The sequence below is a fragment of the Nocardia bovistercoris genome (assembly GCF_015674855.1).
GTDB lineage: Bacteria > Actinomycetota > Actinomycetes > Mycobacteriales > Mycobacteriaceae > Nocardia > Nocardia bovistercoris.
Genome location: NZ_JADMLG010000001.1, coordinates 487,995 through 511,722, shown reverse-complemented (window position 1 = coordinate 511,722; position 23,728 = coordinate 487,995). Strand labels below are relative to the sequence as shown.

Sequence of the window (23,728 nt, the reverse complement as noted above, 5' to 3'; positions counted from 1 at the left end):
GCGGGGGGCTCGCTGCGCGCCTGGCAGCGGCGGGCGCTGACGAAGTATCTGACCACCAAGCCGAGGGATTTCCTCGCGGTCGCGACACCGGGCGCGGGTAAGACCACCTTCGCGCTGCGGGTGGCCGCCGAACTGCTCGCCGATCGCACCGTCGACCAGATCACCGTGGTCGCGCCGACCGAGCACCTCAAGCATCAGTGGGCCGAGTCGGCCGCGCGCGGCGGCATCGCGCTGGACTCGCGGTTCTCCAACGCCACCGGCGGCACGTCGGGGGACTATCACGGCGTCGTGGTCACCTACGCGCAGGTCGCCTCGCATCCGTCGCGGCACCGGGTGCGCACCGAGAACCGCAGGACGCTGGTGATCCTCGACGAGATCCACCACGCGGGCGACGCGAAGAGCTGGGGCGAGGCCACCGCCGACGCCTTCGGCGACGCCACCCGACGCCTCGCGTTGACCGGAACCCCCTTCCGCAGCGACGACAGCATGATCCCGTTCGTCACTTACGAACCCGGCGAGGGCGGGCTGCCGCAGTCGCGCGCCGACCACACCTACGGCTATGCCGAGGCGCTTGCCGACGGCGTCGTGCGTCCTGTGGTGTTCCTCGCCTATTCCGGCGAGGCGCACTGGCGCGACAGCGCGGGCGAGGAGTACTCGGCGCGCCTCGGCGAACCGCTCAACGCCGAACAGACCGCGCGTGCGTGGCGCACCGCGCTCGACCCGGCGGGCGACTGGATCTCCGCGGTGCTGCGCGCCGCCGACACCAGGCTGCGCCAGTTGCGCGGCTCCGGCATGCCCGACGCGGGCGGCTTGGTGATCGCCACCGATCAGGAGCGCGCCCGCGACTACGCCGAACTGCTCGAACACATTTCGGGGGAGCGGCCCGCGCTGGTGCTGTCCGACGATCCGACGTCGTCGAACCGCATCGCCGAGTTCAGCAGGAACACCCAGCCGTGGATGGTCGCCGTGCGCATGGTGTCCGAGGGCGTCGACGTGCCGCGTCTCGCGGTCGGCGTCTACGCGACCAGCGCCTCGACCCCGCTGTACTTCGCGCAGGCCATCGGGCGTTTCGTGCGTGCGCGCAGACCGGGGGAGACGGCGAGCGTGTTCCTGCCCTCGGTGCCGGTGCTGCTGGATCTGGCCGCGCAGTTGGAACTCCAGCGCGATCACATCATCGGCAAACCGCATCGCGAGAAGGACGGTCTCGACGACGAACTGCTCGTCGACGCCAACAAGCAGAAGGACGAACCGGGCGAGGAGGAGCGTTCCTTCGTGGCGCTGGCCGCCGACGCCGAACTCGACCAGGTGATCTACGACGGATCCTCCTTCGGCACCGCGACATTCGCGGGCAGTGACGAGGAAGCCGACTACCTCGGCATTCCGGGTCTGCTCGACGCCGAGCAGATGCGGGCGCTGCTGCGCGAACGGCAGACCAAACAGGTCGCCGAACGCGAACAGGCGCGCGTGCCGGAACCCGCCGTGCGAGTGGCGGCGTCGGCGGAACGGGTGGCCACCGCCGACCGGCTCGGTGAGCTGCGCCGAGAGCTGAACAGCCTGGTCGCCATGCATCATCACCGCACCGGCAAGCCACACGGCGTCATCCACGGCGAACTGCGCCGCGAATGCGGCGGCCCGCCGACGGCCTTGGCCACCGCCGACCAACTCGGCGAGCGCATCGCCGCCCTGCGCCGAAGATAGTGCTGCCGAGCCCGGGGTTCGTGAACCCGGGATGTGGGGTTCAGCGCGCGAAGTAGCGCACCGGCGACATGCCGACCGCGCGTCGGAACGCCGCTACGTAGGCGCTGGCGCTCGCGTAGCCGACTCGCGGCGCGATCCTGGCTACCGGGAGTCCCTCGGCCAGCAGGGGCAGGGAGGCGGCGAGGCGGATCTGGGTTCGCCATGCACCGAATCCGAGACCTGTTTCCGCACGGAAGAGGCGGGCCAAGGTTCTGGTGCTCGTGGCCGTTTCGGACGCGAACTCGGCGAGGGTGCGCGGGTCGGACGGGGTGCGCAGCAGTGTCTCGGCGACCGTGGTCGCGCGCGGGTCCCGCGGCATCGTCGCGCCGATCGGGACGACCTCGACCGGTTCGAGCAGGTCGAAGACGACCGCTTCGGCGCGCGCTCGCGGCCCGGGATCTGTGGTGTCCGCGTGCGTGGGGATGAGTGCCTGCGCACCCCGCGGTGTCGCGGTGAGGTGGTCGAACAGTTCGTGCAGCAGTCGTGAGACCCGCAGCATGGTCGGTGCGGCGAAGGCGACCGGGGTGCGCGGCGGTTCCAGGAAGATGCCGCGCATATCGGCCCCGCCGACGGTGCCGGTGCGGTGGGCGAGGTCGCCGGGAATCCACAGCGCGCGCGTCGGCGGCAGCACCCATCGCCCGTGCGCGGTTTCGACCGCGATGACTCCTCGTGCGGCCCAGGCGATCTGGTGCTGCGGATGGCGGTGGATGTCGAACCACAGGCCCGCGGGCAGCGTGCCCGCGCCGACGACCATGGCGGTCGGTCCGGCGGGGGCGGGCAGCAGCGGAGTCTGGCCGTTTCGCGACACGATCTGTCACGCTAGCCCGTCGTCGCGGCGGCGTGGTGTGCCTAGCGTCGATGCCATGCCTATGAACATCTTTCACCGGATGCTGTGCCGTTCCTCGATGTGGGAGCGGATCAGTGCCACCTCGATCGTCCCGTGGGCCCTCGCCGATGTCGATCTGGGTGCGGGAGCCCTCGAGATCGGCCCCGGCTACGGCGCCAATATCGGCAGTCTGCTCGGGCGCACGCCCGCGTTGACCGGCCTCGAGATCGATCCGGCGCTCACCGAGCGGCTGCGCACCCGCCACGGCGACTCGATGACCGTGGTTCAGGGCGACGGCGCGGCGATGCCGTTCCCGGACAACAGTTTCGATGCCGTCGTCTGCTTCACGATGCTGCACCACGTGCCGAGCCGACGGCAGCAGGACGCGCTGTTCGCCGAGGCGCTGCGGGTGCTGCGCCCCGGCGGCGTGTTCGCGGGCAGCGACGGACTCGACAGCACCGCCTTCCGCCTCATGCACCTCGGCGACACCTGCCTGCCGGTCCCTCCGGACACCGCCGAGGACCGTTTGGCCGGTGCGGGTTTCGGCAAGATCGGCATCGCCACCAAGGGGACCAGCTTCCGCTTCCGGGCGACCAAGTCGAGCTAGGGCGGGTATGTGTCCGGTGTTGTCGACCGGTCCGCCTTCGGGCGACCGAGTCGGTCCATAGGGCAGTCGTGTCCGGCGATTCGAACGAGTCGGCCCTCAGGACAACGAGGTCCGCGGCCGTGCCCAGTGGCAGCCACTGGTGCGCAGGCCGGGCGACCTGGTCCGACTACGGCCAGTGGTGTGAGCCACCTCGCGCCCGGGCGGCGAAGTCCGGATAGGGATCGGCCGCGTCGAACGGTGTCGGCCGAGTCGCTGTCCGGGTGACCGAGTTCGGCGAAGGCAGTGATCGCCCGGTTGTGAGCCGGTCGCCTTCGGGCAGCGAAGTCCGGCTAGGGGTCGGCCGGGTCCGGCGGTGTGAACCAGTCCGCCGGGTCGAGCGTGTGGATCGGTGTCCAGCGCGGCGCTTCGGCCAGTTCGGGTATATCGTCGGCGCTCGCGTCGAAACAGCCCTGGAGTTCCAGAGCCAGGCGGGGGTTCTCGTCCACGCGGCGCGCGGTGTCGTACAGGACCGCGAGCACGTGTACGCAGCGCGGCGTGCGGGCCGAGCAGGAGCAGTCGGTGGCCGCGAGAACCGGTGCGGGACGGTGGCCTTCGGCGAGCAGGGCGCGGTGGGTGTCGTCGGTGACGATGCCGGCCGCGCCGAGCAGTCCGGTGACCGCGGTGACCGCGGCCCGTGTCGCGGCGGCCACTTCGACGTGCGTCACCGACGCCTGACCGCCGCGATGGATGGCGGCCCGCACCACCCGGCCCTCGGTCTCGGCGCTGACGCCGCCGTTGCGGGCGATGCTGCGGGCCCGAGGCAGCAGCGGCTCCGGGCGGGTCGCGCGCAGCGGTTCGGCGAGCCGGACCCAGTCCATTCCCCACGCGGTGTAGCCGAATTCGTTGTCCGCCATCAGTTCCGCTCCCGTTTGCGGCGCAGGATCGCCACCAGCCGTTCGTCGTCCAGCCGGGCGAGCGCGGCGATGCCCGCGCTGTCGGACAGGTCGGTGAGCGCGGATTTGCGGTCGTGCATGCTCGCGATGTGCTCCTCGACGGTGGTGGCACAGGTGAGGGTGGTGACGGTGACGGTCCGGGTCTGCCCGATGCGGTGCGCGCGATCCGAGGCCTGCGCCTCCACCGCCGGATTCCACCAGCGGTCGAAGTGGATCACGTCGGCGGCCCTGGTCAGTGTCAGTCCGGTGCCCGCCGCGCGCAGGCTCAGCACGAGGACCGCAGGGCCGTGCTCGGCCTGGAAGTCGTCGACGATCGCGGTGCGTTCGCCCGGCGTGAGTCCGCCGTGCAGGAATGGGGCGGCGATGGCGAATCGTTCGCTCAGGTGCCGGACCAGCAGGTCGCCGGTGCGTCGGTACTGGGTGAAGAGCAGGGTCGGTGCGTCGTTCTCGAGATTGGCGGCGACGATGTCGGCGCACAGGTCGAGTTTTCCGGAGCGGCCCGCCAGTTCGTCCAGGTCACCGGTGATGAGGCCGGGATGGTTGCAGACCTGTTTGAGCGCGGTGAGCGCGGCGAGCACCCGGCCGTGGCGCTCGGCGCCCGCGCCGAATCCGTCGTCGATCGCGCGGTCGAGCAACCGGTCGTAGAGCTGTTCCTGTTCGGGGGTCGGATCGCACAGCAGATCGGTGTGGATCTTGGCGGGCAGCGCGGCGGCGACTTGTGTTTTGCGCCGGGCGAGCAGGACCGGTTCGACGGTGTCGCGCAGCCGCGCCGCCGCGGTGGTCGAGCCGTCGGCGATGGGGCGCACGAATCTGCGGCGGAACTGTCCTCGGTGCGCGAACAGCGCCGGTGTGACCAGGTTGAGCAACGCCCACAGTTCCTCGAGGTGGTTCTCCACCGGGGTGCCGGTGAGCGCGACGGCGGCGTCGCGGGTGATCGCGCGCGCCGCCTTCGACACCTGGGTGCGCGGATTCTTCAGGGTCTGGGCTTCGTCGAAGACCGCCGTGACCCAGTGCCGCGCGCTCAGCGCCGCGGCATGCAGGCGCAGGGTGGGGTATCCGACGATCAGCACCGCGCCCGCGTCGGCGAGGTCGGCGAGCGGTTCGGCCGCGCGCCACGGTATCGGGCGAAGTCCGGGGGCGAACGCGGTGATCTCGCGTGCCCAGTTGCCGACCAGCGAGGTCGGGCACACGACCAGTTGCGGTCCCGCCGCCGCCCGCCCGAGCAGGAAGCCGATGGTCTGCACAGTCTTGCCGAGCCCCATCTCGTCGGCGAGCAGCGCCCCGCCGTGCGCGTCGGCGGTCTCGCGCAGCCATCCGATGCCGCGCGCCTGGTACGGCCGCAGGTCGGCGGTGGTCACGTGCTGGAGCGCGAGGGTGTCGCGCAGGGTCCGCAGCGCGCGCTCGGGCGAGACGACGGCGCCGCCGCCCGCGTCGGGGACGGCGTGCGCGGCGATCGGCAGCGCGGCGATCTCGGCGCCGTCGATCGCGCGCCGCCAGAGCAGCAGCGAAGGTGCGGGGTCGGTGATCGCCGTGTCTGCGGCGAGTTCGTCAGGGGTGACGATCACACAGTCGACCTCGATGATCTCGACGCGCCCGTCGACGGGGACGGCCAGTGGCACCGTCTCGCGTACGCCGAGGCATGCGGGCGGACCGCCCGGCCGATGACCGGTCCAGGTCCAGAGTGCGAACATGTGGCGGTCGGGCAGATAGGTGGCCTGTGTGCTCGACAGGGTGATACCTCGATCGTCGTATGGCGTACGGAGTATCGCTATAACGTACACTGTACCGAATTGATTCCGCATCGCGAGGGCATCCGTGACCGAGGACACCGCCACCCATCAGGTCGAGCAGCTGATGACGCTGCTGTGGCGTCATATGGCGCCGCCGCGCGGAGGTATCCGCGGACCCAAACCGAAGGTCAGCGTGGACACCGTGGTCGCGACCGCCATCGCCGTCGCCGATCGGGACGGCTACGAGCGGGTCTCGATGCGGACCGTCGCCGCCGAACTCGGCCTGCGCCCGATGAGCCTCTACACCTATGTGCCGAGCAAGGAGGCGCTGACGGTGCTCATGGTCGACGCCGTCGCCGAAACCGACGCCCCCATCGACCCCTCGGCGTCCCCGCGCCGCCGGATGGGCGCCATCGCCCGCGGCGTCCGCGACGAATACCTGGCGCACCCGTGGCTGCTCGAGGTCTCCCCCTGGCGACTCGTACTCGGACCGGGACGCATCCGCCGCTACGAACGGCAGCTCGCGGCCGTCGACGGCATCGGTCTGTCGGATCTGGACATGGACCGGGTGATCGCGACGCTCACCGATTTCGCCACCGGCAACGCGCGTATGGCGATCGCCGCGATCCGGGAGACGCGGGCGCTCAGCGACCAGCGGTGGTGGGAGGAGCACGGACCGCTGCTCGACGAGCTCATGCCCGAGTCGGAATTCCCGCTCGCCGCGCGGGTCGGCGCGACGGTGGGGGAGCACTACCAGGCGCCGGGCGATCCGGACGACGCGTTCGAATACGGGCTCGCGCGCCTGCTCGACGGCATTTTCGCGGATCCGGCGGGACCGAGACGCTGACTCCCGCTCCGCCGTGGATGCCGTCCTGCCCCGGCGGGATGCCCTCCTGACACAGCGACAGCGGGCGACGTTGTCGCCCGCTGTCGGTCAATGCGATGTTCTGTTGTTCGATGCTGTTGTGTCGGGACGCGAATACCACCGGTTCAGAGCGCGGGCGCAGACTCCGTATCGATCACGGCGTCCAGCTCGCGCAAGCGATCCATGTGTTCGTTCGCGTGGTGCTGGCAGAAGAGCAACTCTCCACCTGCGGGCAGCGTGGCACGTACCCGTGCCGCCGCACCGCAGCGGTCGCAACGATCGACCGCGGTCAGTGGGGTGCTTGTCAGGGTTCCTGGCATGACTCCTCCGTCCTGGCTCCCGGCACTACAGTCCGTTCACCTGGTGTGGGGCCTCGTGGTCACTCCGCGAGGCTCGCAACCGCTACTTCCCAGCAGTGGTATGACTACTTTGTCAGACGTTCGGGACGGGGGCTTTGTTCCCGCGAATGATTCAGTGTGTTTTCGATAACATGACCTGCGATTACGCCGTCAGCGAACATCGCGGCCTCGGTTCGTCCACCACCTTCTCGTTCACGCCTCGATCCGGCCGATCCAGTTGTCTACCGGGAGATTACCCGTGATCCACGACACTCACACGCTTGTTCATCTGTGCACTCTCGAAGAATGGCTGACCGCGCGGCAAGCCGGCGGATATCGGCCATCCTCGTTCGAGGACATAGGCTTCGTGCACCTGTCCACGCCCGCGCAGGTCCACCTGCCCGCCAATCGGCTCTTCGCCGGTCGCCGCGATCTGGTGCTGCTTCGCGTCGACCCCGCGCGGGTCGGTTCGCCCGTGAAATGGGAACCGGGGGTACCGGGCGACCCGGAATCGATGCTGTTTCCCCACCTGTACGGCCCGCTGCCGGTCGGCGCCGTGGTCGCGGTCCAGGAGTACCGGCCCGGTCCCGACGGCGTCTTCGCGCCATTGGTAGCCGAGCAGTCGTGAAACGCGGCCCGGTCGAGCCTCGGCCCGATCGAAATCTTCTCACCGTGACTCGACTCAGTCCGCTCGACCGTCGAGCCCGCGCACGAGGATCGCGGCCTGCACCCGCGACCGCACGCCCAGTTTGGTCAGCACTCGTGACACGTGGGTCTTCACGGTGGTCTGCCCGATGAACAGACGGGCCGCGATCTGGGCGTTGGACAGGCCGTCGCCGAGGCAGTCGAGCACCTCGCGTTCGCGCTCGGTCAGTTCGTCGAGCCCGACGGGGGCGGCCGCGGTCTCGGCATCGCCCGCGGCGAAGCCGCTGATCACCGCGCGCGTCACCTCCGGTGCGAGCACCCCGTCGCCCGCGGCCACCGCGCGCACCGAATCCACCAGCGCGCGAGCCGAAGTCGACTTGAGGATGAATCCGGACGCGCCGGCGCGCAGGGTGCGCAGCACGTAGTCGTCCAGGTCGAAGGTGGTGAGCACAAGGACCTCGGCCAGGCCGTCGGCGGTGATCCGCTCGGTGGCGGTGATGCCGTCGACGCCGGGCATCCGCACATCCATCAGCACCACATCCGGGCGCAATGCCCTGGCCTGGCGGATCGCGATATCTCCGTCGGCGGCCTCGCCGACCACCTCGATGCCGTCGGCGTCGTCGAGGATCATCCGCAGACCGACGCGGATCGCGCCGTGGTCATCGGCGATCAGCACTCGAATCGTCATCTACCCTCCCGATTCTCGCGGACGAGTCCGCGCGCGATGTCCGCCCGCGCGCCGGTGTCGGTCAGTGGGAGTTCGGCGCGGACCTCCCAGTCGGACCGGTCACGGCCCGCGCGCAAGGTGCCGCCGAGGACCGTGGCGCGTTGCCGCATATTCGCCAGGCCGCGATGTCCGGTCGCGCTCTCGGCGCGCGAGTGGCCGGGCGCGGGCAGCGGATTGCGGACCGAGAGCAGCAGACTCGTCGCGTCGGCGCGGACGGTGAGGTCTACGGCCCGGCCCGGCGCGTGTTTCATGGCGTTGGTCAGCGCCTCCTGCGCGATGCGATAGGCGGCCTGGTCCACCGCCCTCGGCAGCGCCGCGCACCCGCGCGAATCCCGCACCCGCACGACGGTTCCGGCGGCCCGCGCCGCGTCCGCCAGAATCGGCAACTGGTCGAGCCCGCGCGGCGCCGCGGTCTCCTCGTCGTCGCCGTCGTCGCGCAACAGGCCGATCATCGTGCGCATCTCCCGCAGGGCCTCGACGCTGTTGGCGCGGATCGAACCCATGATCCCGGACACCGGATCGTCCTCGCGGCGGCCGAGCACCCCGAGCGCGGCCTCGGATTGCAGTGCGATGGCGCTGAGATGTCCGGCGATCACGTCGTGCAGGTCGCGTGCCATGGTGGTGCGCTCGTCGGCGATGGCGGCGCGTCGGTCCAGATCGGCCACCAGCGACATCGCCTGCGCGCGGTGGCGTTCGGCGGCGGCGATCTCCTTGTGGGTGCGCACCTGCAGCGCCCACCAGATCGGGGTGCCGACGAAGGCGAGCGCGCAGGCGCAGGCCAACGCCAGATTCCGCCAGTCGCCGGTGGCAACGAAGATCCCGACGGTCAGCGTGGCGGATACGGCGGCGCAGATCCACAGGACCGCCCTCGCCCGCGCGCGGGCGCCGTAGAGGACGGCCGCGTAGATCAGGTCGGAGTACAGCAGCCACACCGGCACCGTCGCGCCGAGCGCCAGGTCGAGGCCGAACGGCACGAGTCCGGCGGCCAGCGCGACCACGGGGCGCCGTCGCCGCCACAACGCCACCGCGCAGAGCAGGGTGAGCACCGCGAACCGCGTCCACAGCGGCTGCCGGGTCGCCCCGCCGGACATCGGGTACAGACCGGACGCGTAGAGCACCGCGCCGACGGCGAACCCGAACAGTGCGATCAGCACATCCTGTGCGGTATCCGACAGCGCAGCCCACCGCTTCATCGCCCCATCACAGCACAGCGCGCGCCGTCGGCGAGTCGGTCGAACTGATGAGTCGCATCGGCGAGCCGCGCCGACGGGGCTGTCCGGCGCGACGGGCGCGTCGAGAGTTAGTGTGGAGAGGTGAACGTCGATGTCACCGCATTGCCCGGAATCGGGGTACGCAAGGACTTCCAGGCCCGCTCCGGCCGCCGCATCGGTGTGGTCGACCACCGCGACGGCGGCATCGATCTGATCGTCTCCAAACTCGACGATCCCGACGCCTGTGCCGCGCAGATCCCGCTCACCACCGACGAAGCCGCGGTCCTGGCGAATCTGCTCGGCGCGCCGCAGCTGGTCGAACAACTCCGCGAGGACCACCGCGAGCTACCGGGAATCACCACCAGGCAACTCCCGGTGAACTCCGATTCCCCCTACGAGGGGCGCACACTCGGCGAGACCGCCATGCGCACCCGCACCAAGGCGTCCATCGTCGCGGTCATGCGCGCGGGTCAGCTGCATCCATCGCCCGGCCCCGATTTCACCTTCGCCGCCGACGACGTGCTCGTGGTCGTCGGCACCCCGGACGGCCTCGACGCCGCCGCGAAGATCCTGTCGCACGGGTGACCCGTGCACGCCACCGCGCTCGCGTTACTCGAGCTCGGGGCGGTGTTGTTCGCGCTGGGAATGCTCGGCCGCGTCGCCGACCGGGTCGGCATGTCGCCCATCCCGCTGTACCTGCTCGGCGGACTCGCCTTCGGACAAGGCGGATTCGTCGAACTCGGCGCGGCCAACGAATTCGGCCAGATCGCCAGTGAGATCGGCGTCGTCCTGCTCCTGCTGCTGCTCGGCCTCGAGTACACCGCCGCCGAACTCGTGACCGGCCTGCGGCGCTCGTGGGCGGCGGGACTGGTCGACATCGTCGCCAACGCCACACCGGGCGCGCTGGTGGCCCTGCTGCTCGGCTGGGGCTTCGAGGGGGCCATCACGATGGCCGGGGTCACCTACATCTCCTCCTCGGGCATCGTCGCCAAGGTGCTCAACGACCTCGGCAGGCTCGGCAACCGCGAAACCCCGGTCATCCTGTCGATCCTGGTGTTCGAGGATCTGACGATGGCGATCTACCTGCCGGTGCTCACCACCGTGCTGGCGGGCATGAGCCTGTTCGCCGGGCTGGAAGGGCTCGGGATCGCGCTGGCCACGGTCACCCTGGTGCTCGTGGTCGCGCTGCGCTACGGGCGCTACGTCTCGGCCATCGTCGACAGCTCCGACAACGAGGTGTTCCTGCTGAAACTGCTCGGCGCGGCGCTGCTGGTCGCGGGCGCGGCCTCGGCGCTCAACGTCTCCGCCGCGGTGGGCGCCTTCCTGCTCGGCATCGCCATCTCGGGATCCACCGCGGCCGAAGCCGCGAAACTGCTGGAACCGCTGCGCGACCTGTTCGCCGCCATCTTCTTCGTCGCGTTCGGGCTGAGCACCGATCCGCAGGCGATCCCGCCGGTGCTCGGCTGGGCGATCCTGCTCGCGGCGCTCACCCTGCTCACCAAGGTCGGCACCGGCTGGTGGGCGGCGGCGCGGCAAGGCATCGGACGGATGGGGCGCGCCCGCACCGGCGCGGCGCTGGTGGCGCGCGGTGAGTTCTCGATCGTCATCGCGGGGCTGGCCGTGACCATCGGCGCGGTCGACGGGGACCTCGCGGCGCTTGCCTCGGCCTACGTGCTGTTGATGGCGATACTCGGGCCGGTGGTGGCCAGGGTGGCCGAACCGGTGTTCGGTGCGTTCCAGCGGCGCACCGGCCCCGCTGTCTCGGGTTGATACGGGCCCGCTCAGTGCTGTTCCGCGGTCTCCGCTACCGCGCGAGCGGCGCGGTAGCGTTCGATTCTGCGCCAGAACACGCTTGCGACGGATCCGACCAGCAAGCCGATGACCGCGGCGCAGAGGTGTCCGTAGTCGGTGAAGGTCGGGCCGAAACCGAGTGCGGTCAGCAGCACCGCCAACAGTGCGCAGGCCCACAGCAGGCGCACCAAGCCGCGGAAGCGGAAGGCCATGGCCGCCAGGACCGCGGTGAATCCGTAGCTGGTGCCGACGTCGGCGGCCATGGCGACGCGTACGGGGATCAGGCCGCGGTCGATGGCGTGATCTATTGCGGTCACGGTGAGCAGGGTCGCGCCGATGTGGCCGGTCGCGAACAAGGCGATCCAGCGGGTGGTGCCGAGCCAGCGTTCGGCGGCGGCCATCAGGACCAGGAATTCGGCGATGGTCAGCCAAGGGAAGTCGCCCTCGGTCCAGAAGGCCGAGGCGACCAGTACCTGGACCGGGTTGTGGCGCATGTTGTAGAGGTTCGTGGAGGCCGACAGGATCAGGCGGCGTTCCACGGCGGGGCCTACTCCGCGTAGGGTCCACCACGTTATGAACAGGGTGAAAGCGTAGGCGGTGCTGGCGGGGGCGGCGCCGAGGTGGGCGCGGATGGCGGGGAGGATTCGGTGGAGCAGGCGTGGGGCGCGTAGGTGGTCCGCGGCGGTGCGTAATTCCTCGCGGAGGCTGATGGTGTCGGTCCAGGGGGACGGTGTTCGCGCAAGGGGGGTGGCGTCCACGGTATGAGTCTGCCGTGTGTTGAGGCAGTTGGTGGGGTGGGCCGGGTGAACTGCGGGTTTCGGGGTACGTGGGTGGGTTGTTCGGAGGGTTTGGGGATTGCCTGCCCGTATGGAGTTGAGGGTTTCGGCCTACCCGACGGGCTGGGTCAGCGGGCCGGTGGGCGGGTCGATGGCCAGTACGGGGTTCCCACCGGGTCGGGAGGGATGGTTCGGCCGAAGTTATCCGGTTCGGGGAACATGTCTTTCGGAGGTGGGGCTATGTCGTCGGTGGTCGGTCGTACGGTGGCGGGGCGGACCGGTGGCAGGTCGATGTCCATGTCGCGTTCGATCGAGGTCAGGCTTACCGCGATCAGCAGGAGCATGGTGATCAGGCTGCTGGCCACGATCAGGGGGGCGAGCATGGACAGCGGGTCGGTGCCGGTGGGGGCGCCATGGTGACCGAGGTGCGCGTGGGTGCCTGCCATGCCGGTGTAGTGCATGCCGCAGACCGCTACGCCCATGATCAGTGAGGCGCCTACGGCGGCGGTCATACCGCGTACGTGAACGGTGAACCAGAGGGCCGCGGTGGCCGCTACGACGGCGATCACCAGTGACAGCACTACGATTCGCCAGTCGTAGCTGATCTCCGCGTTGGATTTCATCGCGAACATGCCGGTGTAGTGCATGCCGCCGACGCCGAGGCCGGTGATCGTGCCGCCCGCGCCGAGCGCGAGCGGATGTGGTTGCGGCGCCAGCACGAGTGCGAGGCCGATGCCAACCACGACGACGGCGGTGGCGGCGCTCAGGAGCGTGACCGGGACGTCGAAGCGGATCTGTGCGCCCCGGATCGAAAACCCGAGCATCGCGATGAAATGCATGACCCAGATGCCGGTGCCGCCGATGGCCAGTGCGGCCAGCCCGAGCCATAGTGGCCTGCTCTCACCCGCGCGGGCGCGCGCGGCGCACTGCAATCCGAGCAGTGAACCGACGAAGGACATGATGTAGGCCAGCACGGGCGTCAGCCACCCGTAACTGAAATGGTCAATGTGTAGCACTGGATCCCCGCTACCGGCTGAGTCGGTCCGGCGGAACCGGACTGATTGGTCGCTCAGACGATACGGCCGGGTGTGGTCGACCGTGCATTAAAAAGGAATCCCACTCGGTGACGTCAGTCACATTTAAGTTTGCTCGAGCAATGCCCGGATACGCTCCGCCGTCACGCCGTGCGTCGAGTGCACTGCTGTGAGCAGGCAAGCGAAAGATATTGTGTGACAACGCTATACAATTGCCTCGCCGCGAACACTGGCTCGGGCTCGCATGATTCGGTCCGCAAAAATAGATCGAGCCGCCCACCGGTGCGGGTAGGCGGCTCGATCCGGGACACGCGAATTCAGTCGAGATAGTCCCGCAGCACCTGAGAGCGGCTCGGGTGGCGCAACTTGCTCATGGTCTTGGACTCGATCTGACGGATGCGCTCGCGGGTGACCCCGTACACCTGGCCGATCTCGTCGAGGGTGCGCGGCTGGCCGTCGGTGAGGCCGAACCGCAGGCGCACCACGCCCGCCTCGCGCTCGGACAGGGTCTCCAGCACCGACTGGAGTTGATCCTGCAACAGCGTGAAACTCACCGCGTCGACCGCGACGACCGCTTCGGAATCCTCGATGAAGTCGCCGAGCTGGCTGTCGCCCTCGTCGCCGATGGTCTGATCGAGGGAGATGGGCTCGCGCGCGTACTGCTGGATCTCCAGCACCTTCTCCGGCGTGATGTCCATTTCCTTGGCCAGCTCCTCCGGGGTGGGCTCGCGGCCCAGGTCCTGGAGCAGCTCGCGCTGGATGCGCCCGAGCTTGTTGATGACCTCGACCATGTGCACCGGGATGCGGATGGTGCGGGCCTGGTCGGCCATGGCGCGGGTGATGGCCTGCCGGATCCACCAGGTGGCGTACGTGGAGAACTTGTAGCCCTTGGTGTAGTCGAACTTCTCCACGGCGCGGATCAGGCCGAGGTTGCCTTCCTGGATGAGGTCGAGGAAGGCCATGCCGCGGCCGGTGTAGCGCTTGGCCAGCGAGACCACGAGGCGCAGGTTGGCCTCGAGCAGGTGGTTCTTGGCGCGGTTGCCGTCGCGCACGATCCAGTTGAAATCGCGACGGGTGGCCACCGGCAGCTTCTCGCCCGCGTCGGCCCACTCCCTGACCTTCTCCGCCGCGTAGAGACCGGCCTCGATCCGCTTGGCGAGTTCGACCTCCTCCTCGGCGTTGAGCAGGGCGACCTTGCCGATCTGCTTGAGGTAGGCGCGCACCGAGTCGGCGGAGGCGGTGAGCTCGGCGTCCTTGCGCGCCTGGCGCAGCGCCTCGGACTCCTCTTCGTCCCAGACGAAATCGCCACTGGCCTTGTCGGCCGCGGTCGGCTCGTCGGCCTCTGCCTCCTCGGTGGTCTCCTCGGCGGCCTCCTCGACGAGATCTTCGGTCTCGTCGGCGAGATCGTCTTCGGAGACCTCGAGGTCCTCGAGTTCCTCGAGGTCTCCGATCGACTCGTCCTCGAGTGCTTCGTCGGTGCCCGGCTCGCCGTCGGGGCCCACTTTCTTGGCGGCGGCCTTCTTGGCGGGCGCCTTCTTCGCGGCGGCCTTCTTCGCCGGAGCCTTCTTGGCGGCGGCCTTCTTCGCCGGGGCCTTCTTCGCGGCAGCCTTGCGGACCGGCCGTGCTTCGGTTACATCTGCGGAGTCGGCGTCGGCCGATTCGGCGGTCTGACGGGTCGTGGCTACCACGTACGCCCTTTCGTGACGGTCTCGTGCGGCGTCACGCCAGAGTGGTGATCCGGCGGAGCGGTCTGTCGGGTTTCACCGGCGGAGGGCCGGTCGGGTTTCTCCGGCTCACCGCCGGGCATGTTCCATTGTAACGATCCAACCAGGGTACCCATGGCCACCTTGCGTATTGCGGTGTCGCGTCACCTGCGCGGCTGCGGTGCTCCCCGTGGTGTTCGCCGGGTGTGTCGCGGGCCGGGCCGACGCCGTAGGCGGCCGGGCCTGGCGGTCACGGGAACAGGCCGGAATCGATCGCCATCGCGGCGCCGACGATGCCCGCGGTGTTGCGCAGATGGGCGGGCAGCACCGGAGTCCGGTTGGTGAGCAAGGGAATCCACTGATCCGAGTCGCGGCTGATGCCGCCGCCCGCGACGATGATCTTCGGCCAGAACAGGTTCTCCAGGCCGATCAGCACCGTGCTGACCTCCGCGGCCCACTGCGGATAGCTGAGGCCGTCGCGATCCTTGATCGAGGCCGCCGCGCGGTGCTCGGTCTCGCGCCCACCGATCTCGAGGTGGCCGAGTTCGGAGTTCGGGACCAGCGTGCCGTTGTAGAGCAGCGCCGACCCGATGCCGGTGCCGAAGGTCAGCAGCAGCACCAGCCCGTCGAAATCCTTTGCCGCGCCGTACCGGTCCTCGGCGAGTCCGGCGGCGTCGGCGTCGTTGAGCACCGAGACCGTGCGTCCGCCGAGGGTGGCGGAGAACAGCGTCCTCGCGTCGGTGCCGATCCACGCCCTGTCGATGTTGGCGGCGGTGCGGGCGACGCCGTCGAGTACCACCGAGGGCAAAGTGATACCTACCGGTCCGTCCCACTCGGCCTCGGCGACCAGTTTCGCCACCGCGTCGGCGATGGCCTGCGGGGTGGCCGGATGCGGTGTCGGGATCTTGATCCGGTCGTGGAGCAACTCGCCGGTGGCCAGGTCGACCGCGGCGCCCTTCACGCCGCTGCCGCCGATATCGATGCCGAATGCGTGCCCCCGAGCGGACATGACCAACCCCTCGTTCCGTATGCGTGGTGTGTGCGGACGATCCGGTCGGACGCCTACCGGCCGGTTGTGACAGCGCTGCCGCGGCGGCTCCCACGCGTCCGGGGTACGGAGATGACGGGGATGCCCGACGCGGCGTTGTGTCGTGCACGACAAGAGTAATGGGAGTTCGGTGCTGCGCACGCCGGCGGATATGTGATGCGATGGGTGCGTGCCCGAATCCACCACGTCAGTCGCTGCCGAATCCGTCGACCTGCCACCGGAAGAGGTGGCCGAACTGCGCCGCATCGCGGTCGATCTCGCCGAATCCGCCGCCGCGCACGTGCGCGCCCGACGCCCGGAGGTGTTCGGCCCGGCGGGGGCCGCGGCCGAGGACGCCGTCCGCACCAAGGACCATCCGACCGATCCGGTCACCGTCGTCGACACCGAGGCCGAGGAACTGATCCGCGCGCGCCTGGCCGAGGCGCGGCCCGACGATCTCGTGCTCGGCGAGGAGGGCGGCGGCGCGCGCGTCGGCGCCGAGGGCGACGCGGTGCACTGGGTCATCGACCCCATCGACGGCACCGTCAACTTCCTCTACGGCGTGCCGGGCTACGCGGTCTCGGTGGCGGCGATGCGCGGCGGCCGCTCGGTCGCGGGCGCGGTCGTCGACGTCGCCCGCGCGGTCACCTACAGCGCCGGACTCGGCCTCGGCGCGATCTGCGTCGACGCCGACGGCGCCGTGGAGCATCTGCGCTGCACGCCGGTCGACTCGGTGTCGCTGGCCCTGGTCGCCACCGGCTTCGCCTACGGCACCCACCGCAGGACCAGGCAGGCCGCGCTGATCGCCGAGATCCTGCCGAGGGTGCGTGACATCCGCCGCTTCGGCGCCGCCGCGCTCGACCTGTGCTACGTCGCCGCGGGCCGGGTCGACGCCTACTTCGAACACGGGCTCAACGCGTGGGATTGGGGCGCGGGCGCGCTGGTCGCCGCCGAGTCGGGCGCGCTGCTGCTGTTGCCACCGGCCGCGGCGCCGGGCGTCGACGGTGACCTTGTGGTCGCCGCGGCCCCCGGCATCGCGGCCGAACTGCACGCGCTGCTCGCCTCGGTCGGCGCGACCGACCCCATTCCGGATCGCTGACCGGTCCCGAGACACGCCGACGGCCGGAACCCGACAAGGGTTCCGGCCGTCGCCGTTCGGGTGCGGCCTCAGCAGCGCGCGGTGCGGGCGGCCTCGAGCAGTGACATATCGATGGAGCCACCGCCGGGCGTGGCGTTCTTCAGCGCGCGCAGCACTTCCTCGGCGTCGTTGCTCGGCCGGATCTCCCGGAAGAGCGAACCGAGTACGAGGTCGACGGTGTCGTCGGCGCGCGGGTCCTCGATCAGTTCCGCGCACGGTGTGACCAATTGCACCGACGCGGCGGCGGAGCGGCCGTTGACCCCGAAACGGATCTGTCCGGCGCATTCCAGGTCGCCGTTGACGTATACCGAATCGTTGCCGTACTGCGTGCCCGGCGCGCTCGCGAAGCCGAGGTCGCCGAGCTGGGCCGCGACGTGCGCGGCCTGGCCGCGCTGGTTGTTCGCGTTCAGCACCCTGACCTTGCTGTTCGCCAGCGGAGCCGGCTCGACGACCTGTAAGCGCGACGCCCCGACCCGGTCGCCCAGCTTCGCGGGCGCCGCCGCGCCGGGATCGCTGGCCGGACTGGGGGAGTTGCAGGCCATCGCGGAGGTGTCGGCGTCCTGCGTCGTCAGCGCCTTGATCCACACGACGGCGCAGATCAACGCCATGATGCCGAGCATGATGAGCCATGGGCGTGGGCGTCTACGGAGATAGGGTCGTCCCCTGGGGTCCGTTGCGCTGCCTTCGGTGATCAGTGAAACCACCAGCACACTCTACGAAAGCCGAGCGCGGTCGGTGCGAAAGGTCTCGGCGAGTTCGACGGCCGGTGTCGATTACCCGTCGGTTTCGACTCGTCTGTGTTTTGATTGCGACTTTTGCCGTGCGGTCCGCTATTGTCTGGCGGCCCAGATCGAATCACCAGCGGCGAAATCGGTGGTCGGTCGCGGGAACAAGTAGGGCATGTCCTGCGTTTACCGAGCGCTGTCGGGAGTGGATCGATGTGATCACACCCGAGAGAGCAACGGTGCATGTGTGATGTGCGCCACCGGCGGGGCGGTCCGGGGCACACGGATTCCGGCAGGAATCGGCGTGACACGAGCCGGTCCGGGATATACGGAGTAAGGACGAGGGGAAGACGACATGGCAACCGACTATGACGCACCGAGGCGCACCGAATCCGACGATGTGTCGGAAGATTCGCTGGAGGAGCTGAAGGCTCGTCGCAACGAGGCACAGTCCGCCGTCGTGGATATCGACGAATCCGATACCGCGGAGTCGTTCGAACTTCCCGGCGCGGATCTGTCCGAGGAAGTGCTGACGGTTCGGGTCATCCCGAAGCAGGCCGACGAGTTCACCTGTTCCAGCTGTTTCCTGGTCCATCACCGGAGCAGGCTCGCCAGCGAGGCGGGCGGACAGTTGATCTGCATGGATTGCGCCGCCTGACCCGTACCGGGACAGGCCGCACGACCCGTTCCGGGTCACGCTGCCTGCTCTCGAGGCGGGCTGTTCTTCAGGCAAGACGCGACAGCGGGGATCGGATACCCGCGAAGGCCGGATCGACGGCCGGATCACAGCCCTGATTCGGCCTGCCTTTCCGCCGCGGATCTTTCAGCCGCGGATCTTCCAGTTGTGGATCTCGGCCTCGATTCAGCCCGCGCTCGGTAGTCCGAGCGCGGCGAGGACCTTTTCCGGTCGACGGGTACTGATCAGCCAGTACGGCGTCGGATCGTCGGGGTCGTCGAGGACGAGCAGGACCATCGGCCCCACCCAGGGGCGGTGACACACATAGGCGGCGGGGTCGAGTTGACGACCGAGCGCCGCGCTCTTGGCCGTGGGAGCGACGACGGCCGCGCGCGAGACGAAGCTCACCGGGAGGTGGGCTCGGTCGGCGTGCAGTTCCGGCGTGCCATCGGCATCGGCGCGCACCTCGACGCGGTGCCTGCCGAGCCAGATCAGCGCCCAGACCGGCACCGGGAGCAACAACACGTACGGCAGCCAGGCCCGCAGACCGGGCGCGCCCATATGGATCTCTGCCGCGAGCAGACCGGTGACGGCGAAGGCGATCGGCCACCACCACAGCGGCACCCACAGGCGCTCGCGGTAGGCGTGCGCGGCCGGTGTCTTGTTGTCCGTCACGGCTGGGTTGGGCTGGTCCGACACGACTCAACACTAAGTCACGGCGCTCGTGGGCGTGCGCGTAGGCTCGTCAACCGTGAGGGAGCGAACCGTAGACACATCACCCCGGCTCTCGGTCCGGTCGAGCGCCGGTGAGGCGCGGCCGTGAGCGAATCGATCACCGCGACGGCCGTCGAGCCCGTCGCGAGTGCCGCGCCGATCGGCGCGGTCGCGTTGCTGCGGCTGGATCCGGGCATACCGGTGCCTACGCGCGCGCACGCGGGCGACGCGGGCGTCGACCTGTGCACCACCGAGGACGTCGTCATCGAACCGGGGGAACGCGTGCTGGTCGGCACGGGTGTCGCGGTGGCGCTTCCGGTGGGCACCGTCGGCCTGGTCCATCCCCGCTCGGGGCTTGCCGCCAAGACCGGGCTCTCGGTGGTGAACACTCCCGGCACCGTGGACGCGGGCTATCGCGGCGAGATCAAGGTGTGCCTGATCAATCACGATCCGCGCACTCCCATCGAGCTGCGCCGGGGCGACCGGATCGCGCAACTGTTGGTGCAGCGGGTGGAGTTGGTGGATTTCGTCGAGGTCGAGTCGTTGGACGAGACCGCGCGCGGTACGGGTGGTTACGGCTCGAGCGGCGGGCACGCGAGCTTGTCGGACGGTGAGCGGAAGGCGGAGACCGGCGATGTTCGGTAAGAAGAAGAAAAGCGCCGACCTGGACTACGACGAGACCTACTACGACGACGAGTCCTACGCCGCGGAATATGACGACGCGGCATACGAGGGCGACTCCTACGACGGTGTCGATTACGACGCCGACTACGACGACCTCGACATCGACGAGGACGCCGACACCGCCGACATCCCGACCATCGACCCCGCCGACGCGAAGAAGGCGGGTCCCTACGACTTCGACGACGTCGCCGAACTGCTCACCGACGTCAACGATCAGCGACTCGACCTGGGTTCGGTGATCCTTCCGGTGCCGCCCGGCGGTCAGCTCCAGGTGGAGATGACACCGGACGGGACCCCGCAGGCGGTCCATCTGGCGACCGATCACGGCAGGCTCACCGTCGCGGCCTACGCGGCGCCCAAGTCGCCGGGGCAGTGGCGCACGGTGGCCGCGGATCTGGCCGAGTCGCTGCGCAAGGACGGCGCGCGGGTCGCGGTGGAATCCGGTCCTTGGGGCCGCGAGTTGCTCGCCGTGACCGAGGGCGCCGACCTGCGTTTCATCGGCATCGACGGCTACCGGTGGATGGTTCGCCTGGTCGCCGCGGGCCCGTCCGGCTCGGCCGACGACGGCACGCCGCTCATCGCCGCCGCGCGCGCGATCCTGCGCGAGACGGTCATCCGGCGCGGCACCGATCCGCTGCCGGTGCGCGATCCGCTGCCGGTGGTGCTGCCGCCGCAGTTGGCCGAGCAGTTGGCCGCCGCCCATCAGGCGCAGGTCGAGGCGCAGCAACAGCAGTTGGCCGCCCAAGCCGCTGCGCAGGCGACGCCCGCCAGCGTCATTCCGCCGCGCATGCCGCAGGAGCCGCGCCGCGGCGCCGACGGTTCGGCGATGCAGCAGCTCGGGCTGACCTGACGGGTCACCCGAGCGGTTCGCCCCCGTCGACGACGGGAAAGCCGAAGGCGGCGAATCCGAGTCTGCCGAGGATCGCCGGATCGTCCCCGAGTTCGTCGAGGGTGATCCGGCGCAGCGCGGCCGTCGGAAGCAGGCGCGCCCACTGTTCGCCCACCTCGATCGGATGCACCGCGTCATCGGTGGCGGCCACCACCGCCACCGGGATGCCCGCGGTGGCGAGGCGCCCGGTGCCCGGCCACGGGTATCCGGCGACCTCCTCCAGCGCCGAGGGCAGCAGCGGCCACTGGGCGCGCCAGGACCGGGCGAGGGTGTCGCCGAGCCAGCGCGGACTCGTCGCCCGCATCCGTTCGACGACCGCGTCGAGTCCGTCGGCGCGCAGCTGTCGCGCGGTGAAGGCGGCGCTGAGCGCGGCGGGGCAGTCCGCGGTGTCGGTTCCGGTCCACGCGGGTAGCGCGGCGATGACGCCCGCGGTCGACCCGGGATGTTCGGCGGCCCATTCCAGGGCCACCGCCGCACCCAGTGATATGCCGGTGGCGAATATCGGGCCCGTGCTCGCGGCGGCTTCGAGGGCGGCCCGGTAGCTCGCCACCACACCCAGCGGATCTGGTTCCACCGCAATCAGTTCCAGGCCCGCCGCGGCGCACGCGGGGCCGAACGCGCTTCGCGCGAACTCGGCATCGGATCCGGTTCCCGGCAACGCCACGGCTACCCGCGCCGAACTCGAAGGTTTCAACCGCACCCGCTCGGGGGAATTCAAGGCCATGGATCGACGATCTTGCCGCACCGGGTGCCGCGGGACGAACACCGGGCCGTCCGTAGCGGGGGCCTCCCGAGGCATCTAGAGTGGCGTTGTACGGCCGATCGCCGATCGACCGTTGGAAAATACGATGGCGTGCGACCCATGCCATCTGCTCTAGCAGGAGAGCGTGCAATGCCATCCGCTGCCTCAGGATATTTTCGCCGTCTGGGCCGCAGACTGACCGAGGACATCGATCAGCTCGACGCCGAGGAACTGGCCGAAACCGCGGAGGCGTCGGGAGCGTGCCGGGCGTCGGAGTGTCGCCGCGGCGACGAAGCCACCATGCTCGGCAGACTGCGCAGCGTCGAGGCCTGTCCCAAGGCCGCGGGCGCCAGTGTGCAGGCGGAGTTCTTCGATGGCACCGACGCCATCACCCTGGTGTGGATCGGGCGGCGCCGCATTCCCGGCATCGAGCCGGGGCGGCGCATCCTGGTCCGCGGCCGTGTCGGGGACCGCGACGGCCGTAAGGTGATCTACAACCCCTACTACGAATTGCGCGGGAACAGCTGACACGTATGCCATCGAGCGACGACTACGGCGCCGAGACCGGCGCGCCGACCGAGACCGGGGTGCGCGGATCCGCCGCCCATCGCGTCGACTCCGCACGCGCCGATGCCGCGCCACCCGAGCGCGAGGAGAAGGCCGAACAGACCCTGCTCGAACAGCTGGGCGGCATCAGCGGCCTGATCTATTCGACGTTGCCGGTGGTGGTCTTCGTTCCGGTGAACGCGCTCGCCGGGCTGACCGCGGCGGTGTGGTCGGCGCTCGGCGTGGCCGCTGCCATCCTGATCTGGCGGCTGTGGCAGCGCGGCCCGATCCAGCCCGCGATCTCCGGATTCCTCGGCGTCGGCATCTGCGCCTTCATCGCCTACCGCATGGGTGAGGCCAAGGGCTTCTTCCTGTTCGGCATCTACACCAGCCTCGTGTACGCGGGCATCTTCCTGGTTTCCATCCTGGCCCGCTGGCCGCTGGTCGGCGTGATCTGGGGCTATCTGAACGGGCACGGCACCGACTGGCGCGCCGATCGCCGCCAGACCCGCCTCTACGACGTGGCCACCTCCACCTGGGTGGTGCTCTTCGCCGCGCGCTACCTGGTGCAGTCCTCGCTCTACGATTCCGACCACACCGGCTGGCTCGCCTTCGCGCGCATCGCGATGGGGTGGCCGCTGACCGCCGTCGCGCTCGCCGTCACGGTGTGGGCGGTGCGTCGCGCCGGACATCTCCCGGTGCGCGGGGCCGCCGCCTCCTGACCCCCGGCGCGCAAGGTGGGCACGGACCCACCGCCGAGGTGGGGTGTTCCCCACCCTGGGGTACCTGGCTCGAGCTTCGAGTTCATCAGACGATCGTTGTCGACACGAGATACGTAACGATCGGCTGGAAAGGACTCGGAAAGTGGCTACCGAGCACAAGATTGCGACCCCGAGGACCCGCGCTGCCAAGAATGCCGCGGCCTCCACCGAGACGGCCGTCAAGGGCACCGCCAAGAGCGCTGTCACTTCGAGGGGCGCCGTCACCTCCAAGAACAACGCGCACTCCAATCCGGCTCTGTCGGAGAGCAGGCGCGTCAGCGCCGAACTCGACACCCTGATCGGCCCGGCCGCCGCGGGCGACCAGCGCGCGGTCTCCGATATCGTGCGCCTGGTCCACCCGCTGGTGCGGCGCTACTGCGGCGCCCGCCTCGGCAACACCGCGCACCTGCACGTCACCGCGGACGACGTGGTGCAGGAAGTGCTGATCGCCACCGTGAAGGCGATCCCGCGCTACCGCGACCAGGGCAAGTCCTTCCTGGCCTTCGTCTACGGCATCGCGGCCAACAAGGTCGCCGACGCGTTCCGCCGCTCGCAGCTGCACCCGACCTACCCGATGGCCGAGATGCCCGACGAGCCGTGCGATTCGGCCGGGCCCGAGGAGTGGGCGCTGGCCTCCGAGCGGCGTGAGGCCACCAGGGAACTGATGAAGATCCTCGCCCCGGCCCACCGCGAGGTGCTGGTCATGCGCATCGTGCTCGGCTGGAGCGCCGCGCAGACCGCGGAGGCCATCGGCACCAGCCCGGGCGTGGTCAGGGTCATGCAGCATCGCGCGCTGAACAAGCTGCGCGCCCAGCTGCAAGTGGCGTGGGGGGGGGGGGGGGGGGGCCCCCCCCCCCCCGGGGGGGGGGGGGGGGGGGTTTGTTGAGAAGCGGCGCGCCCCCCC

The 23,728-nt window shown here is 69.9% G+C and carries 26 protein-coding genes; 13 read left to right on the top strand and 13 right to left on the bottom strand.

Going from position 1 to position 23,728, the window contains the following annotated elements; all coding sequences use genetic code 11:
- The first annotated feature begins 12 nt into the window (after positions 1–12).
- Positions 13–1,698 carry a DEAD/DEAH box helicase gene (locus tag IT779_RS02330; protein WP_196147768.1) on the top strand — a complete coding sequence of 562 codons (1,686 nt, stop codon included), beginning with the start codon at positions 13–15 and terminating at the stop codon, positions 1,696–1,698.
- Between the two features lie 40 nt (positions 1,699–1,738).
- On the opposite strand, the gene IT779_RS02325 is transcribed toward IT779_RS02330, so the two are convergent.
- Positions 1,739–2,545 (bottom strand): AraC family transcriptional regulator, encoded by an 807-nt coding sequence (locus tag IT779_RS02325; RefSeq protein ID WP_332838614.1) that lies wholly within the window; start codon positions 2,543–2,545, stop codon positions 1,739–1,741.
- 55 nt (positions 2,546–2,600) lie between these two features.
- Between IT779_RS02325 and IT779_RS02320 the strand changes: the two genes are divergently transcribed.
- The gene (locus IT779_RS02320; RefSeq protein WP_232541349.1) at positions 2,601–3,170 is read left to right on the top strand and encodes a class I SAM-dependent methyltransferase; all 570 of its coding nucleotides are present in this window, start codon (positions 2,601–2,603) and stop codon (positions 3,168–3,170) included.
- A gap of 329 nt (positions 3,171–3,499) precedes the next feature.
- Here IT779_RS02320 and IT779_RS02315 read toward each other — a convergent pair whose 3' ends face one another.
- Positions 3,500–4,063 (bottom strand): hypothetical protein, encoded by a 564-nt coding sequence (locus IT779_RS02315; protein ID WP_196147433.1) that lies wholly within the window; start codon positions 4,061–4,063, stop codon positions 3,500–3,502.
- Positions 4,063–5,793, bottom strand: a complete 1,731-nt coding sequence (locus IT779_RS02310; RefSeq protein WP_196147765.1) for a DEAD/DEAH box helicase — start codon at positions 5,791–5,793, stop codon at positions 4,063–4,065. Before IT779_RS02310 ends, IT779_RS02315 begins: the two co-directional genes overlap by 1 nt.
- A 163-nt stretch (positions 5,794–5,956) precedes the next feature.
- Between IT779_RS02310 and IT779_RS02305 the strand changes: the two genes are divergently transcribed.
- Positions 5,957–6,679, top strand: a complete 723-nt coding sequence (locus tag IT779_RS02305; protein WP_196147764.1) for a TetR/AcrR family transcriptional regulator — start codon at positions 5,957–5,959, stop codon at positions 6,677–6,679.
- 143 nt (positions 6,680–6,822) lie between these two features.
- Here the strand turns inward: IT779_RS02305 and IT779_RS02300 are convergent, their stop codons facing one another.
- Complete coding sequence (locus tag IT779_RS02300; RefSeq protein ID WP_196147432.1) at positions 6,823–7,017, bottom strand: DUF7455 domain-containing protein; 195 nt, start codon at positions 7,015–7,017, stop codon at positions 6,823–6,825.
- Between the two features lie 280 nt (positions 7,018–7,297).
- Here IT779_RS02300 and IT779_RS02295 point away from each other — a divergent pair, with 280 nt between their 5' ends.
- Positions 7,298–7,663, top strand: coding sequence for a DUF952 domain-containing protein (locus IT779_RS02295; RefSeq protein WP_408637717.1), 366 nt, complete (start codon positions 7,298–7,300; stop codon positions 7,661–7,663).
- Between the two features lie 54 nt (positions 7,664–7,717).
- On the opposite strand, the gene IT779_RS02290 is transcribed toward IT779_RS02295, so the two are convergent.
- Positions 7,718–8,368: a response regulator gene (locus IT779_RS02290; RefSeq protein ID WP_196147430.1), complete on the bottom strand. Its 651-nt coding sequence runs from the start codon at positions 8,366–8,368 to the stop codon at positions 7,718–7,720.
- On the bottom strand, positions 8,365–9,600 hold the full coding sequence (locus IT779_RS02285) for a sensor histidine kinase (protein ID WP_196147429.1): 1,236 nt from the start codon (positions 9,598–9,600) through the stop codon (positions 8,365–8,367). The genes IT779_RS02290 and IT779_RS02285 overlap by 4 nt, the downstream gene beginning before the upstream one ends.
- A gap of 120 nt (positions 9,601–9,720) precedes the next feature.
- Here IT779_RS02285 and IT779_RS02280 point away from each other — a divergent pair, with 120 nt between their 5' ends.
- Both IT779_RS02280 and IT779_RS02275 read left to right on the top strand, forming a co-directional pair.
- Entirely contained in the window at positions 9,721–10,203 is a 483-nt protein-coding gene (locus IT779_RS02280) for a cation:proton antiporter regulatory subunit (protein ID WP_196147428.1), read from the top strand.
- A gap of 3 nt (positions 10,204–10,206) precedes the next feature.
- Positions 10,207–11,388 (top strand): cation:proton antiporter, encoded by a 1,182-nt coding sequence (locus tag IT779_RS02275; RefSeq protein WP_196147427.1) that lies wholly within the window; start codon positions 10,207–10,209, stop codon positions 11,386–11,388.
- 11 nt (positions 11,389–11,399) lie between these two features.
- Here the strand turns inward: IT779_RS02275 and IT779_RS02270 are convergent, their stop codons facing one another.
- The 4 genes from IT779_RS02270 to ppgK all read right to left on the bottom strand — a co-directional run bounded on the left by IT779_RS02270 (position 11,400) and on the right by ppgK (position 15,931).
- Positions 11,400–12,167 carry a rhomboid-like protein gene (locus IT779_RS02270; protein ID WP_196147426.1) on the bottom strand — a complete coding sequence of 256 codons (768 nt, stop codon included), beginning with the start codon at positions 12,165–12,167 and terminating at the stop codon, positions 11,400–11,402.
- Positions 12,168–12,313: 146 nt separating this feature from the next.
- Entirely contained in the window at positions 12,314–13,201 is an 888-nt protein-coding gene (locus IT779_RS02265; RefSeq protein WP_196147425.1) for an MHYT domain-containing protein, read from the bottom strand.
- 335 nt (positions 13,202–13,536) lie between these two features.
- Positions 13,537–14,907 carry an RNA polymerase sigma factor gene (locus IT779_RS02260; RefSeq protein WP_196147424.1) on the bottom strand — a complete coding sequence of 457 codons (1,371 nt, stop codon included), beginning with the start codon at positions 14,905–14,907 and terminating at the stop codon, positions 13,537–13,539.
- Between the two features lie 265 nt (positions 14,908–15,172).
- Positions 15,173–15,931, bottom strand: coding sequence for a polyphosphate--glucose phosphotransferase (gene ppgK / locus IT779_RS02255; RefSeq protein ID WP_196147423.1), 759 nt, complete (start codon positions 15,929–15,931; stop codon positions 15,173–15,175).
- 208 nt (positions 15,932–16,139) lie between these two features.
- Between ppgK and IT779_RS02250 the strand changes: the two genes are divergently transcribed.
- Complete coding sequence (locus tag IT779_RS02250; protein WP_196147422.1) at positions 16,140–17,048, top strand: inositol monophosphatase family protein; 909 nt, start codon at positions 16,140–16,142, stop codon at positions 17,046–17,048.
- A 68-nt stretch (positions 17,049–17,116) separates the two neighbouring features.
- Here IT779_RS02250 and cei read toward each other — a convergent pair whose 3' ends face one another.
- A complete protein-coding gene (cei, locus tag IT779_RS02245) occupies positions 17,117–17,791 on the bottom strand; it encodes an envelope integrity protein Cei (protein ID WP_196147421.1) in 675 nt (224 codons plus the stop codon).
- A gap of 376 nt (positions 17,792–18,167) precedes the next feature.
- Between cei and IT779_RS02240 the strand changes: the two genes are divergently transcribed.
- Positions 18,168–18,470: a DUF4193 domain-containing protein gene (locus tag IT779_RS02240; protein WP_054814135.1), complete on the top strand. Its 303-nt coding sequence runs from the start codon at positions 18,168–18,170 to the stop codon at positions 18,468–18,470.
- Positions 18,471–18,674: 204 nt separating this feature from the next.
- On the opposite strand, the gene IT779_RS02235 is transcribed toward IT779_RS02240, so the two are convergent.
- Complete coding sequence (locus IT779_RS02235; protein ID WP_196147420.1) at positions 18,675–19,187, bottom strand: DUF3093 domain-containing protein; 513 nt, start codon at positions 19,185–19,187, stop codon at positions 18,675–18,677.
- A gap of 174 nt (positions 19,188–19,361) precedes the next feature.
- Here IT779_RS02235 and dut point away from each other — a divergent pair, with 174 nt between their 5' ends.
- Positions 19,362–19,847: a dUTP diphosphatase gene (gene dut / locus IT779_RS02230; RefSeq protein ID WP_196147763.1), complete on the top strand. Its 486-nt coding sequence runs from the start codon at positions 19,362–19,364 to the stop codon at positions 19,845–19,847.
- On the top strand, positions 19,837–20,736 hold the full coding sequence (locus IT779_RS02225; RefSeq protein WP_196147419.1) for a DUF3710 domain-containing protein: 900 nt from the start codon (positions 19,837–19,839) through the stop codon (positions 20,734–20,736). Before dut ends, IT779_RS02225 begins: the two co-directional genes overlap by 11 nt.
- A gap of 4 nt (positions 20,737–20,740) precedes the next feature.
- On the opposite strand, the gene IT779_RS02220 is transcribed toward IT779_RS02225, so the two are convergent.
- Positions 20,741–21,499, bottom strand: a complete 759-nt coding sequence (locus IT779_RS02220; RefSeq protein ID WP_196147418.1) for an alpha/beta hydrolase family protein — start codon at positions 21,497–21,499, stop codon at positions 20,741–20,743.
- A 168-nt stretch (positions 21,500–21,667) separates the two neighbouring features.
- Here IT779_RS02220 and IT779_RS02215 point away from each other — a divergent pair, with 168 nt between their 5' ends.
- From IT779_RS02215 to IT779_RS02205, 3 genes are all read left to right on the top strand, one after another.
- On the top strand, positions 21,668–22,045 hold the full coding sequence (locus IT779_RS02215; protein ID WP_196147417.1) for an OB-fold nucleic acid binding domain-containing protein: 378 nt from the start codon (positions 21,668–21,670) through the stop codon (positions 22,043–22,045).
- 5 nt (positions 22,046–22,050) lie between these two features.
- Positions 22,051–22,785 carry a DUF3159 domain-containing protein gene (locus IT779_RS02210; RefSeq protein ID WP_196147416.1) on the top strand — a complete coding sequence of 245 codons (735 nt, stop codon included), beginning with the start codon at positions 22,051–22,053 and terminating at the stop codon, positions 22,783–22,785.
- A gap of 142 nt (positions 22,786–22,927) precedes the next feature.
- Entirely contained in the window at positions 22,928–23,710 is a 783-nt protein-coding gene (locus tag IT779_RS02205; RefSeq protein WP_332838612.1) for a sigma-70 family RNA polymerase sigma factor, read from the top strand.
- Positions 23,711–23,728: the final 18 nt, after the last annotated feature.